We start from the raw sequence: 13,394 nt of genomic DNA, 5'->3' as shown, positions 1-13,394 counted from the left end.
GAGAAGACTTGGTCGCGGAGGCGACCTTCTTCAATGAACCCGAGCCGGCGCTGAAGTGCCGCGCGGTCGACGGCAAGTCTTGGACCGGGCGCATGCGCACCGCGGCGCTCCGGCGGGGCTGGTCCGGCCTGCCGAGTTCTCCACGTGGGTCGGTGCTCGCCGGTATCACGAGCGGCACGGCCGGTACCGCCGAGTGCTCGAGAAACTGCGGGCCTCGATCCCCAAGGACGGGATCCGGGAACCGCTCCTGCTGGGCGTCCGCGCAGCCGACCGGCTCGTCTACGTCTTCGAGGGACACCACCGGGCTGCCACCGCCCTCGAACTGGGCGTGCAATCCTTCCCCTTCCGGTGGTTCTGGGACCCGGACGTCCAGGCCGTCGAGCACGAGCCGTACTCGCACCACACGCTGGGGCCGGACGGGCAGGCGTGGCTGTGCCACCAGGAGGCGCGCTCATGACCGCCCGAGTCCGCAGATACGGACACGGCAGCGGACCGATGAACCCCGGCGACAAGAAGGCCGTCGCGCCGGCTCCTCACCCACGCCTTCGCGGGGCGGGACTGGCCGCCCGACACCAGCATGAGTGCCTGACACCTCAGAGGTCCCCGCCGCCGCGGATCCGGTCCGGGCGACGGGGACCTTTCTGTGTTTCAGCGCTCATGCATAAAGGTGTTGCAGGGCCTCATAGGGCGGGGTGAGGCCTGTGCATCACGTCGCCACGAAGGCCCTCATCCCGGCTCCCGGTCCGGCGACTGATGCCTGAGCGGAAGGACATACGGATCCAGACTCATTCTTACTTCCGCGTCCGACACGTCTCGATTCCCCCCTACGCCTCTCCACCCCTCGAGCTGCCTGATCGCCGAGATCGGAACGCTCAGGCCGTGAAAGAAGCAGCTGACGAAAGCGAAGAAGGTGGCCCCACTTCCGAGCTCCTCCTTTACCCACAGTGCAATATTCAGCGTGTCATCGCCGCGTACTGCTCGTTCGCGGAGGCCAATCGCGACCAGCTTCGGATCTTTCATCGGTGAAACACCACCTCAACCTTGGTGTACTCCCCAGGAGTACCTTCGAGTTTGATGAATTCGACTCTCCCGTTGAATCCATATTTCGAAGCCATCTTACCTGTGAAAGTCCGTCGCGCTGCTTCCTCAGGGGTCAACATGAGGCTCTGAATGCCAGCATTGAAGCTGTCCAAATTATCCTTCATCTCGCCGCCGCCCAGCCAGGTTCCGCCCATTCCTTCTGCTCCGCTGTAGTCGATTTTCCCCATGAGTTCATCGATCATCGCGGCGCCGCCCGGCGTCTTCCCCTCTTCGGCGAGAACGATGAGATCGATGACACCCTTTCCGTTGATGTTACCCATGATTCCATGGGACCCGGTTCCGTAATCGTTTGCGTATTCCGTGCACGGGGAGTCACCGGCCTGGGCGATCTTCGCGCTCGTCCGGAGGAGGCCTTTAGCGGTGGGCACCTTCCCCTTCGTGCAGAACTCTCGCAAATTCTTGAAAGATTTGCTCGTAAGTCCGGCCAGGGCCTCTTCGGACAGCGGGAGAGATCGAAGGGCCCGCCATGCGTCCGTGAAACCTATGCCGGTCTTGATGGATGCGTCGACGGCCGTAATGGCACGGGCAAGCGGGGCGAGAGCGCCATCAAGGGGGACCCATATGGCGATGCTCAGAGCGCACGCTTTCGCACTGCCGTGCCAGCAGTCCATCAAGTCTTCGGCGAAGAAAGAGAAGAGGACCGCTCCGGGTACGTCCCCAAAGATGTTCTGCCATCCGGCACGGACGATGTCCTTGCCGGAGAAGTGGTGTGTCCAGCCGTCGATCCTGACGTTCTCAAGTGTCGCTCGCTGGATGAACTCCCACGCAGTTTTCGGGCACCCACTGGGCGTGGCTTGGGCCTGAGCATCGGTGCACACATAGACGTCGGCCTGATAGGTGACGACCAGGTCATACGTCGCATCGCAGCCCTGGAATGCCGCTTCCGGCATGCCTGGACACTTACCGATCTGCCTGGAGCTGACGATTTTCACCGTCGACTCATCCGGGACAGCGAACACGCCTGGGATTCCAGTTCCAGATCCCTGGGCTACTTCCTTATTGGCGTTCGTCTGGGAAGTATGGTCGGCGGCGTCCTGGGCTTCCTTGGCGAACTTGTCGGCATCCTTCGCCGCCTGTTCGGCTTGGGTTGCCGCGGTGTTGGCGCGGTCGGCTGCGGCGCGTGCGTCCTTGGCGTCCTGGGTGGCCTTGTCCGCTGCCGCATGGGCGGCAGTGGCGTCGAGTGCGGCTTGATCGGCTGCGGTGCGGGCTTCCTTGGCATAGCTCTCGGCGGTGCCAGCAGCGGTGTTGGCGGCTGCCGCGTCTTCCGTCGCCTGGCGGTCGTATTCGACGGTGCGGGCCAGTGAGTTGGCAGCTTTGGACGCCGCGGTCGCGGCGTCGGAGGCGTAGCCGAGGGCTTCGGTGGCGTAGCCGCGGGCGTCGGCGGCGTAGCGGGCGGCGTTGGCAGCGTGCTGGTAGGCCTCCTTGGTGTCGGCCTGGGCCTGGTCGGCGAGGGCTTGAGCCGCGGCGGCCTCTTCCTTGGCGTTTTTGGCGTGGGCGTCGGCGACGGCCTTTTGCTGCTCGGCGATCGTCTTGGACGCCTGACCGGTGAGGACCACAAGGCCGGCTGCCGAGTCGGTGGTCACGTAGGGAGAGCCGAGCTGGATGGCGTCGTTGGCGGGCTTGGCAACCTGAGCAGCCGCGTTGCCGGCGTCCTCGGCGGCCTGCGCGGTGACGTGGGCGAAGCCGGCTGCTTTGGCTGCCGCCTCGACAGCCTTGGGGACTTCCTTGCTCGCTGCGTCGGCTTCCGACTTAGCGGTCTTCGCCTTCTCTTCGGCGTCATCGGCGAGAGCGACTGCCGCGCTGGCCTCGGCGGAAGCGTGTTGCGACGCTGCGACGGCATCGGCCTCGGCGCTGGTCGCGGTAGTCACAGCGGCATCGGCTACGAGCTTGGCGGCCTGGGCGCCATCCGCGTCGGAGCGGGCACGCTTGGCTGCTGCCTCGGCACGAGTGGCTGCCGCATCGGCGTCCGCTGCCGCCTGGCTTGCTGCGTCCGCTTCCGACCTGGCGTTGCTTGCGGCGGTTTCGGCGGCATCTGCTTGCCTGGCCGCTTCATCTGCCGCAGCTCTGGACGCCTTGGCCTGGTCATCGGATTCGTGCGCGTGGGCGTACGCATCCTTCGCGTCTGCCTTGGCTCGGGCCGCGTCGGACTTCTGTTGGGCGTCCCAGGCGTCGTCTCGCTTGGCCTTGGCATTGTCGCGTGCGGTGACGGCGCTGTTCTTCTTCTCGACTGCGGTGGATTCGGCGGCTTCTGCCTTGTCCTTGGCGTCCTTGGCCTTGCCCGCCTCGGTCTGGGCGTTCTGCCGGTGCTGGGCGGCATCGGCTTGCTTGGCGATGGCTGTTTCCTTCTCCGCCTTCGCTGTCGCCGACTCGGCCTCGGCGGCCAGCCGCTTCGCGTGCGCGTCGGCGGCGGCCGCCTTGGCCTTGGCCTCCGCTTTCACCGTGTCGGCGAGCTTTGCCTCCGCCGTCTCTTTGTCCTTCTTGGCGTTGTCGCGGTGGATCTTCGCCGCATCCGCTGCGGCCTTGGCCTGCAACTCGGCCGTCTCCGCGGCCTTCTTGCGGAACTCGGTCTGCACCTGCGCAGCCTGCGCCAGCGCGCGCTGCGCAATGGTCTGACTGTCCCCCGCAGACGCCCGGGTGGCGGCCTCGGCCGTTTCACCGGCCTTCACCATCGCCTGGAGAGCGGCCAGCGTGCCCTTGGTGACCTGATCCTTCTGCTGACCCACCAACAGACCACGGCCACGCGGAGCACCTGAGGCATCCGCAATGGTGTAGGAAGTCTGCATCGCCGCGTCCGAGGACGCGGCAGCCTTCTGCGCTACGGCGAGCTGCCCCCTAAGGATGTCGAGCTGCTGCTTCGCCCCCGTCTGGGCAGTCGCGGTGAGCTTCTTGGCTGTGTCGAAGTCGGCCTTGACTGGCTGGTCACGGAAGTCCAGCTGGGTAGCCTTGACGTCGAACTGCTGTGACGCGGTGCCGTTGCACCGCCACAGCCACGAGTCCTTGCCGTTGTCGAAGGTGTTCAGGTCCAGGCACTTGCCCGAGCCGACATTCTTCAGCGGCGTGGTGGCCCGCAGGTTCATCTCCCATTTCTGGGCGGGCGTGCCGTTACACGTATAGAGCTGGATTGCTGTGCGGTCGTCCGTCTTGCCACCCGCCACATCAAGGCACTTGGCCGCGAGATTGGTGCCGGGGCCGCTGGCATTGCGCAGCTCGAGCTGTGAGCCGTCGGCGGTGATCCTCCAGTTCTGAGCGGAGGATCCGTTGCACGGCCAGAGTTGGACGGAAGCTCCGTTGGCCGAACTGCCCCCTTCGACGTCCAGGCACTTGCCTTGCGCCGCGTGCACCTGGATCACGGTGGTGGAGTCCTTGAGCCACCCCGCACCGCCCGGCGCCCAGTAGTCCTGCCAACGGGCCATGTGGTCGGCGACCTCGGAATGGCCGAGCAGCGTCCCCAACGCCTTGGAGCCGGAGATCAGTGCCGTGCTTGCGTCCTTGCTCGCGTTCAGGATCTGGTTGCGCTGCGGGGCCTCGGCAGCGATCTCCTGCTGCCACTCCGAAGCGGCTGTACCCGTGATGCCGGTGAGTACCTGATTCGGATCCAGCGGGTTCCGCCACGCGCATGATGCGAAACGGGACTTCACGTCCTCAACAGCTATGCGGTACTCCGGGCTACCCGGCTGGGGCGCCGTGCGCGGGAATCCTCCCGAGGCAAGGAAGATCCGCCCGTCGTCCGCTCCGAAATCGCCGTTGAACTTCGAGACCGAACCCATCCAGTAAAACGCTTTGCGCTCGTCGTAGTTCCCGTCACCATCCGTGCTCCACATCGTGTACCGCGGCCCGCCCAGAGCCTCGACAGCCTGACGTGTCGGCACATCCATCGTGGGGGTGGGGTCGTTGTAAAAGTCGAACTCACTCCTCCACCACTGGTCGTTGATCCACTTCGTCAGACCGAGCTGGTCATAGAAGCTCAGGTGGTCGTCACCGATGTCGTGGGTTCCGGGTGGGTTCAGGAGCCCGCCGAAGTGGAACTGCTGCTCTGCGGTGTGGAGATCCTTTAGTTGCTGGTCCCCTGCCTCACGGTCCTTCTGATACGCAGTTGCGAGGGGTGTCTGCTGCCAGAACTGTCGGTCGGCGAGGACGTGCAGCTTGTCGGCCGGCAGGTTGAGACCGTCCTGGGCGGTCTGAGCCATCGCCGGGCCGCCCAACCGCAGCACATCCGCCATCAGGCACTGGTCCATCCGAAGCTGTCCAGCGCTGCCGCTGTCTGCCCATGGATCGGCGTCGACGACGGGTTTGGTCTTCGCGCCGAGGTCCAGGGCCTGCGGCAGAATCGCCAACCCGGCTGCAACTGCCAGCGCGGTAACCGAGGTTACGACCGAGGTCAGAGCAGGGGATCTTCGCGTTCCAGGCATACGGAACCAAGGACTGGAGTGCTTCAAGGCATCCTTCTTCGTCGTCGTTCACACGGGTGGGACAGACGACCGGGAACCGACCAAGGCTTCTGGATCGACGCCTTGACCGCGCATCACAGACGCGCCACGCGAACGGGATCGTAGAAAAAGACGCGGCACGTGGACGGTGACACGGCACTCCCCCATGGGTGGGCCCCCGGCCACCGAGTACACGGACACGGTTGGGTGAAGAACCTGTGTGCGCGAGGTGTCCACCTTAGACATAAGAATGCTGTAAGTGGCAAGGGTCTTCCGGGGACTGTCTGGGACAAGCCAAGGCGGATACCGCACCCGGAGGCGACTGCTGCATACGCCACCTCGAAAGCCCGTGGTGTGAGCATGGAGAGAACAGGGGAGGGGGCGAATCACCGGCGCGCCAAAATGGCTCGATCGCGAGCGCCCGGCCACGTGGAGCGCGCGCACCCAGGCCCGGTAACGACCACGGCCCGGACGTGATCACCGTGGCCCTGGTCCACCCCGTCAGCCCGCACGCGGGCGCCTACTACCTCCACGGCCGCCAAATCGGCTACACCGACCCGCGGCTGGCTGCGCTGCGAGACCACCGCGATCCTCGGCTTCTGGCAGCCCGGCTACACGATGCTCACCCACGCCGCCGCCAGCCTGCCCCTGCCGACGACGTCGGCATGGAACTCGCGCACTACTCCCTCTACATCGAGGCCCGCCACTGTAAAGATGGCATCCTCGACGGCGGCTACACCCTGCTGCGCCTCGGCCCGTACACCCAGACCCGGCACGCCCAGTGCGACTACGATCGGCTCACCGCCGCGCTGGACGGACACGAGACCACCCTCGTGCCCGGCCACCGCGTCTGCGTGCGGTTCGGGCCGTTCGACGTGAGCGACCACCAGCTGTTCACGGACCCGTACGAGGCCGACGCCGTCGCGCTCCTGGACGCCGCCGTCGCGAGGTGAGCGCATGACCACTCCGGCCCTGTACGAGATCGAGACCAGCGAGAGCGACGAGACGGCACATGCACCCCGCCGAACAGCTCTGGACGCCCTGTGCCGAAGGTATTGCCGACCACGTGTTCACCGCCCACCAGTGCCTGTACGTCACCGGAATCAACGACGCCACCGACGATCACCTCTATCCGGTCGCGTTCGTCGTCCTCGGACACCGAGGTCACCAGATGAGGACACCGCCATCTACGCTCTGCGCGCGGCGCGCGGCGTCCTCGATGTTCGCCAACCGGCAAGAGACTACGTGCCGGTGTTCCTCCAGGGTCCGTGTCCGCACGGTGCTAGTGACGACGGTCTCCAGGTGTTCTCGGAGCAGAGCACACTCCTGGAGAAATGCAGGCACCTCGCCGGGCTCAACCTTCAGATCGTCGTCGGCCAGCACGGGGAAGAATCGTGCGCCCAGTGAACGGACGACGTCCGAGCCCCACACCGCCGTACGCCAACGCTCGAAGCCAGCTAGGTCGCAGGACCCTTCCGGGACGTCCAGGACGTGCAACTCGCCATCCGTTTCGACCACGAAGACATCTACCGCCAGACTCATGGGCGCAGTGGAACACGACTGCCAACCAGCGGTCCACGCGCGCCTCCATCCTCTGTCACGTATCCCGTCGGTCGGGCGGCTGACTTCCGCAGTGTGCGGCGCAACGTCGGTCAAGGGCGGGACGGTACGGAGAAGCGCGTCTACGCCGACAATCGAGGTAACCGCGGCTTCGGACGCATAGCCTTTTCGCCGGTGCACAGCGCCCATCGTGACGCCGTACTCGAACCAACCAGCACGGGGATCAGCGTCGTGCGATCCGACAGCGCCGACTACGGCGGAACGTGGCGGATTCAGCAGGTCGCCCAAGCCCTCCTCGTCCTCGGCGAAGCGCCTGAACGCGCTCCAGTCGTCGGGTTCGATGGCGCGCAGGCGGACCCGTTTGCCGGTCCAGAACGATGTCATCCCCAACTTGATCACGTAGCAGCGCACGAGGTCCAGGCATTGAGGAACCCATCGGCGCACGCTCATGGCGTCGCGAACAAGGGGGTGACGGGACGGGTGGTGGGGGAGAGTCAGCCGGCCTCGGGCTGCTGTCGCGTCGAGCGAGGCTTGAGCAGATCCCGGACGAGGGTGTCCGCCAACTCTCGGGGCAGGGGTGCCCCCGTCAGGGCGCGATAGACGATCGGGCCGACGAGGGCGTCCATCGCGGTGTCGGGGTCGAGGGCGGGGGACACCTCGCCGGCGCTGACGGCGCGGGCGAGCAACTCGCGTTCCTGGGCGCGGCGCGGGTCGAGATAGCGCTTGTGGAGACGTTCCGCGGTATCGGCGTGGTGCTGGGCCTCGGCGATCAGCGCGAGCAGGATCTTGCCCGCGGGGTCGGTGGCGAGGAAGTTCGCGAAGGCGTACAGGTAGTCACGGATGCTCGCGGCCGTGGGCTCCGCCGTCGGTACCGGGAACCGTTTGTCGCTGTCCTCGACGAGTGCGTCGAGCAGGATCTCGACCTTCGAGGGCCACCAACGGTAGATCGTCTGCTTGGCGACGCCGGCACGACGCGCGATGGCTTCGATGGTCAGTCCGCCGAAGCCGTGCTCGGCGAGCAGATCGTCCGCGGCGTGCAGCACCGCCAGGCGCGCAGCCTCGTCGCGCCGGTTGCCGGAGCGCTGCCGACGGGGTTGAGAGCTGGTAGCGGGCATGCCAGACACCATACCGGCCGACAGGACGCCCTCCGTTGTCTAGACGCCACGTTGCGTCTAACGTGAGTTCCACGCTGAGAATGGAGTGAAGGTGTCATCAACTACCCACCGCCAGGCCCTTGTTGTCGGAGCGTCTCGGGGGTTAGGTCTCGTGCTCACCCGCGAGCTCACGCGACGCGGCTGGCGGGTCATCGCCACGGCACGGCAAGAAGACGGCGAACTGCGAGCGATGCAGAGCGCCTCGACCGGACAGCTGGAGATCGAGTCATTGGAGATGACCGATCTCGATCAACTGGGCGGCCTGCGCGAGCGCTTGGAAGAGCGGTGGCTCGTCGCAGGCCAAGGGCTCGATCTGCTCTTCGTCAACGCCGCGATCGACCGCGGCGAAGTGCCCATCGACCAAGTCCCGACCGACATGTTCACGGAGGTGATGGTCACCAACGCGTTGAGTCCGCTGCGCGTCCTGGAGGTACTGCGCACACTCGTCGCGCCGGGCGGAACCGTCGCGGTGATGTCATCCGAGCAGGGCAGCATCACGCGCAACATGGAGGACGGGTATGACCTCTACAAGGCCAGCAAGGCAGCGCTCAACCAACTGATGCGCAGCTACGCCACCCGGCATGCCGATGACGGACACACCAAGCTGCTCATGGACCCCGGCCACAACCGAACCCGCCTCGGCGGACCGGACGCCCCCCTTAGCCCGGAAGACAGCATCCCGGAGGTCGCCGACGTCCTCGAGAAGCAGGCCGGGGCGCGTGGCCTGCAATTCCTGGATCGCCATGGTGAGACCGTCCCTTGGTGAGGCCGCGAGCCGGTCGGCGCGCCAACCATACGTCCGGTATGGGATGGGTCGGTCTGTGGAGTGAGCTGCCCGGTTCCTGTCGACGTCGAGCCGGTCGAGCCGGTGCAGGCGGTCGACGCGCTCGCCCCGTGCGGCCGTCGGCGCATGGGGCTGCCCGGGATGGCTCGGTCGCGCGGTGTCTTAGCCGAAAGCGGCGATGTTGCGGGCGACCCAGTCGGTGAAGGGGTGGGGGGTGCGGCCGAGCACTCGTTCCACATCGGGGCTGATCCGCAGTTCGGCGGGGTTCGGGGCGGCGATGATGTCCAGGGTGTCGTCGGCGAGCTCCGCCGGGACGAACCGGGTCATCGTGGCCCTGGCCTCATCGCGGGTGAGTTCGTGGAACCGTACCGGTGAGCCGAGCGCGGCGGCGATGGCCGCCGTCTGCTGACGCGGGGTGATCACCTGCGGCCCGGTCAGTTCGAAGACCCCGCCGCTGTGCCGGTCGTCCAGCAGGCAGGCGGCCGCGACCTCGGCGATGTCCTGCGGGTCGACGATCGGTACCCCGACGTCACCGAAGGGCGCGGCGACCGTCCCTTGCGTACGGACGGACTCCGCCCAGGCCAGGGCGTTGGAGGCGAAGCCGCCCGGGCGCAGGGTCGCCCAGTCCAGGCCGGACCCTCGCAACGCGTCCTCCACCGCGCGCATCGCGACCCGTGAAGGGCCGAGCGGCCTGGTCGCCACGCCCTGCGAAGACAGCAGGACGACCCGGCGGACCCCGCTGGACGCGGCCAGGTCGATGATGTCGACCGGCCGCGCGTCGGCGGCGTGGAAGTCGCCGGAGAGCAGGAGGAAGAGCGCCTTCGCTCCGTCCAACACGAGCTTGAGGGAGGCCGGTTCGGCCAAATCGGCCGCCACATGGCGGACTCCGTCCGGCATCCCCGCCGCGCGCCTCGACACCGCCGTCACCTGCTCGCCCGCCTCGGCCAGCGCCTGCGTCAAAGGTCGGCCCACGTTTCCGGTGGCCCCGGTCACCACGATCATGTTCAGCTCCTGGTTCGTTGTGCGACAAGGGAGTTGACGCTAGGAGCCAGGCCTTACTTTCCGTAAGGACATACCCAGAGGTAAGCTCCGGACATGGGGGAAGGCGCGCAGCTCACACAGGCCGAGTCGGGCGCGGAGTATGAGGTGTTTCACACCGACTGCCCCGCGCGTGACGTGGTCGACCATGTGACCAGCAAGTGGGGTGTCTGGGTCCTGATCTCCTTGCGGAGCAACGACCTTCGGTTTCACGCGCTGCGCGACAGCATCCAGGGCATCAGCGAGAAGATGCTCGCCCAGACGCTGCGCGCGCTGGTCCAGGACGGCCTGGTCTGGCGGGAGGTCGAGCCGACCACTCCGCCCCAAGTGACCTATGGGCTCAGCGAGTTCGGGCAGGACGTCGCCGAGCCACTGACGGACTTGTTCGACCGGATAACGCGGCGGCTACCGGCGCGCAGCGCCGTGTAGACCCACCGTGGCCCGGCCTCCCGGCCCGCTGCCATCCCTGCCGCTTCTGTCGCACCCCGCCGGCCCCCGGGCCACATGGCCGGGGGCCGAGCCGCGCGGGTTCACGCCTACCCATCAGCGGTGGGCGAGGCCCGGTTCGTAAACGTCCACCGGCTGTCGATCAGCGGGCGTGACGGCGAATGGTGCGCTGGCCCGGGACGTGGGACAAGCGCCGGTGAGCCGGGCGGCGGCCGGGGCGGGGTGACGGGTTGCGCCTGGCGGGCGCCGAGGGCGCGACCGCGAGCAGGAGCACAAGAGCGAGAACCGCGACGAGGATGAACACCGTAGCGAGCGTCATGTTGCTTCCTTCCGTCGGTTGATGACGGCCTGTCACTACAGCTTGTAGCCGGAAAGCGGGATGTCAAACACGGTGCGTGTCCGGTCGCCCCGGAAGCGGGCCCCCGCACGCCGCCACGAAGGCCACGAGTTCGGCCCGGGGTGTGCGTGTGCACAGGCGTGGGGCCCTGCCGTCACCACCGCACACGAAATCACTCGCTCCGGGTGTCGCCCACGGTCACAATGGCCTCCATGGTGACCACGGGGGACGACGAAGAAGAGCCGCGTCGCGCGGCCGAAACGACGGCGGTCGAAACGACGGCGGCCGACGGCCCGCTGGCCTGGTGTCTGGTGGCCAATGTGGCCCGGGAGACCAGCCATGGCGTAGGCGGTCTGGAGATCCGGTCCGGGCTGCGCCACTTCAGCCCCGGCGCGCTGGTCTGGCTGACGCCGCCGCTCTGGGGCGACGGCGGCGAGAGGATGCGGGTGACGGGACGCCGGCGCAACAATCGGTGGCATTACGTCTCGGTCGTCATCCGCACCTGGCACCTGGAGAACTACCGGGTCAAGGGCATCTACGCCCCGTCGCTGCTCAGTGCCGTGCTGGGGGCCGACAGTCGGCGGCCCGACGTCGACGAACACCCGCTGTGGGCCTCGCGTGAGCAGGCACAGCAGTGGGCCGACCGCGCCAACAGGGGTCCCTGCCGGTGCACTTCAGGGATGTGGACTACGAGACGTACGGTTTCGTCCACCGCCCCCCGGTCAACGACCCCCCTCCGCTGGAGGTGGGGGTGAAGGGGCGAGTTTTCCACCTCGCGCACTTCAACGCCCGGCGTGCGGTGTACAGCCCGCTTCCGCCGCCCGTGGAGCCGGCGCTGGGGCGGGAGTCGGACTGAGCGGGCTCGGGGGCTCGGGGGCTCGGGGGTACGGGGGCTCGGGGGTACGGGGGTACGGGGGCTCGGCCGGAGCCGCCGGGCCGCCGGAGCCGCCAGGACCGCCGGAACCGCCGACACCGGGACCGCCGGAGCCGCCGGACCGCCGGAGCCGCCGGGATCGCCGGAACCGCCGGAACCGCCAGCACCGGGGGTCCACCGGGTCGGTTCACCGGGTCAGGTCGGCCACCCTGCCGCCGCGGCGACCATGCCGAGCGCGGCCGCCACGAGCAGGGTGCTCACTACGCCGCGTCGCGGGGCGACGAGCCACATCGCGGCCCCGCCCAGCACCGCGAACTGCCAGGCGTGCTGGAGGGCGAGCGCCAGTGGGATCGCCGAGCCCGCGATGGCGCCGATCACCGCAGGGCCGGCGCCCCTGAAGAAGCCCTGTACCCGGTCGTTCGCGCGGATCTTGTCGAAGTGCGGTCCGCCGAAGATCACGAACAGGAACGAGGGGGCGAACGCGACGGCTGCGGCCACTAGGCCACCGGGGATCCCGCCGGCGGCATAGCCGACGACGGCGACCGTTTGGACCACAGGGCCCGGGGTGATCTGGCCGAGGGCGACCGCGTTGAGGAACTGGCCGTCGGTCATCCAGTGATGCTGGTCCACGGCATCGGCCTGCATGAGCGGGATGATGACGAAACCGCCCCCGTAGGACAGGGCCCCGACCTTGAACGCGACCCAGGCCAACGCGAGCAGACCCCCGGCGGCGGCCGGGCCGGTGGCCAGGACGAGTGGCAGTGGCCAGGCCCTCACCGTGGCGCCGTCCGGCTCGGCCGCGGAACGAGTACGGATGGCGCTCTCGACGCACCCCGCGGCGATCAGTGCGAGCACCAGCCACGGCCCGGCGAGTGCGGCCACGGCCCCGCCGCAGACGTAGACGAGCCAGCGGGCCCGGGCCGAGGCCACACCGGCGCGCTGCCAACTGGCGGGGACCAGCGCGACGGCGGCCCGCACGGCGACCGCGGCCACCGCCGCTCCGGCTCCGGCGGCGGCGCCGCGCACCCACAACGGCGGGCTGCCGGCGAGGAAGAGCGCCGCCAGGACGAGGATGAGGACGAGGCCGGGGACGATGAAGCAGAACCCGCCCACCAAGGCGCCGACCGGGCCACGCAACCGCCGGGCCGTGAAGATCGCCAACTGCGTCGAAGCCGGGCCGGGCAGCAGGTTGGTGACGGCGACGGCATCCTCGAACTCGGCGGCGGCTATCCAGCCGCGCCGCTCGACACACAGCTGTCGTAGCAGAGCAATGTGAGTGGGCGGGCCGCCGAAGCCGACGCATCCGATCCTGCCCCACTCGCGGGCGATCGTGACCAGCCCGACCTTCACCGTCAGCCGGTGCTGCTCCTGCTCCTGTTGCTCCTGCCTCTGCTCCTGTCCCTGCTGCTCCGGCCCGTCACCCATTTAAGGCTTCCCCCTCTGCCCGTCCCACAGCCACAGCCGTAGAGCCGTGGCCGCAGCGGGTGAGAGTAGCGGCAGTGTGTGAACGCGCGATGGCCAAGGGGCGGGATGGGGGAGGCGGGACAGCCCTTCCGTACGGGATCCACGCCAGTCGACATCAGTTCGACAAGGGCACCTGATCAGGGGGTCACGGACTTACCGGGTGAGGTGGGCGAATCCCGGGGAATGAGAGGCGACAGGTGATGGGAGG

General features: G+C 67.9%; 11 protein-coding genes. 5 read left to right on the top strand and 6 right to left on the bottom strand.

Going from position 1 to position 13,394, the window contains the following annotated elements; genetic code table 11:
• Window positions 1-55: 55 nt before the first annotated feature.
• Window positions 56-457, top strand: coding sequence for a ParB N-terminal domain-containing protein (locus DWB77_RS04185; protein WP_120719940.1), 402 nt, complete (start codon window positions 56-58; stop codon window positions 455-457).
• A gap of 559 nt (window positions 458-1,016) precedes the next feature.
• Here DWB77_RS04185 and DWB77_RS04180 read toward each other — a convergent pair.
• Entirely contained in the window at window positions 1,017-5,510 is a 4,494-nt protein-coding gene (locus DWB77_RS04180) for an RICIN domain-containing protein (protein ID WP_120719939.1), read from the bottom strand.
• Window positions 5,511-6,001: 491 nt separating this feature from the next.
• Between DWB77_RS04180 and DWB77_RS04175 the strand changes: the two genes are divergently transcribed.
• Window positions 6,002-6,481 carry a hypothetical protein gene (locus tag DWB77_RS04175; protein WP_246033399.1) on the top strand — a complete coding sequence of 160 codons (480 nt, stop codon included), beginning with the start codon at window positions 6,002-6,004 and terminating at the stop codon, window positions 6,479-6,481.
• A 211-nt stretch (window positions 6,482-6,692) separates the two neighbouring features.
• On the opposite strand, the gene DWB77_RS38745 is transcribed toward DWB77_RS04175, so the two are convergent.
• Both DWB77_RS38745 and DWB77_RS04165 read right to left on the bottom strand, forming a co-directional pair.
• Window positions 6,693-7,538 carry a GNAT family N-acetyltransferase gene (locus tag DWB77_RS38745; protein WP_246033398.1) on the bottom strand — a complete coding sequence of 282 codons (846 nt, stop codon included), beginning with the start codon at window positions 7,536-7,538 and terminating at the stop codon, window positions 6,693-6,695.
• A 44-nt stretch (window positions 7,539-7,582) separates the two neighbouring features.
• Complete coding sequence (locus DWB77_RS04165) at window positions 7,583-8,203, bottom strand: TetR/AcrR family transcriptional regulator (RefSeq protein ID WP_120719938.1); 621 nt, start codon at window positions 8,201-8,203, stop codon at window positions 7,583-7,585.
• 91 nt (window positions 8,204-8,294) lie between these two features.
• Between DWB77_RS04165 and DWB77_RS04160 the strand changes: the two genes are divergently transcribed.
• Window positions 8,295-9,008 carry an SDR family NAD(P)-dependent oxidoreductase gene (locus DWB77_RS04160; RefSeq protein ID WP_120727337.1) on the top strand — a complete coding sequence of 238 codons (714 nt, stop codon included), beginning with the start codon at window positions 8,295-8,297 and terminating at the stop codon, window positions 9,006-9,008.
• A gap of 180 nt (window positions 9,009-9,188) precedes the next feature.
• Here DWB77_RS04160 and DWB77_RS04155 read toward each other — a convergent pair whose 3' ends face one another.
• Complete coding sequence (locus DWB77_RS04155) at window positions 9,189-10,028, bottom strand: SDR family oxidoreductase (protein ID WP_120719937.1); 840 nt, start codon at window positions 10,026-10,028, stop codon at window positions 9,189-9,191.
• A 93-nt stretch (window positions 10,029-10,121) separates the two neighbouring features.
• Between DWB77_RS04155 and DWB77_RS04150 the strand changes: the two genes are divergently transcribed.
• A complete protein-coding gene (locus DWB77_RS04150) occupies window positions 10,122-10,493 on the top strand; it encodes a winged helix-turn-helix transcriptional regulator (RefSeq protein WP_120719936.1) in 372 nt (123 codons plus the stop codon).
• A 160-nt stretch (window positions 10,494-10,653) separates the two neighbouring features.
• On the opposite strand, the gene DWB77_RS37605 is transcribed toward DWB77_RS04150, so the two are convergent.
• Window positions 10,654-10,830, bottom strand: a complete 177-nt coding sequence (locus DWB77_RS37605) for a hypothetical protein (RefSeq protein WP_162952417.1) — start codon at window positions 10,828-10,830, stop codon at window positions 10,654-10,656.
• Window positions 10,831-11,060: 230 nt separating this feature from the next.
• On the opposite strand from DWB77_RS37605, the gene DWB77_RS04145 reads away from it, so the two are divergent.
• On the top strand, window positions 11,061-11,603 hold the full coding sequence (locus DWB77_RS04145; protein ID WP_162952416.1) for a hypothetical protein: 543 nt from the start codon (window positions 11,061-11,063) through the stop codon (window positions 11,601-11,603).
• A 314-nt stretch (window positions 11,604-11,917) separates the two neighbouring features.
• Here DWB77_RS04145 and chrA read toward each other — a convergent pair whose 3' ends face one another.
• Window positions 11,918-13,147, bottom strand: a complete 1,230-nt coding sequence (chrA, locus tag DWB77_RS04140) for a chromate efflux transporter (protein WP_120719934.1) — start codon at window positions 13,145-13,147, stop codon at window positions 11,918-11,920.
• Window positions 13,148-13,394 lie beyond the last annotated feature (247 nt).

Origin of the sequence: Streptomyces hundungensis, assembly GCF_003627815.1 — a bacterium.
In the GTDB taxonomy this organism is placed as follows: Bacteria; Actinomycetota; Actinomycetes; order Streptomycetales; family Streptomycetaceae; genus Streptomyces; species Streptomyces hundungensis_A.
This window is presented reverse-complemented; position numbering and strand designations above follow the sequence as displayed.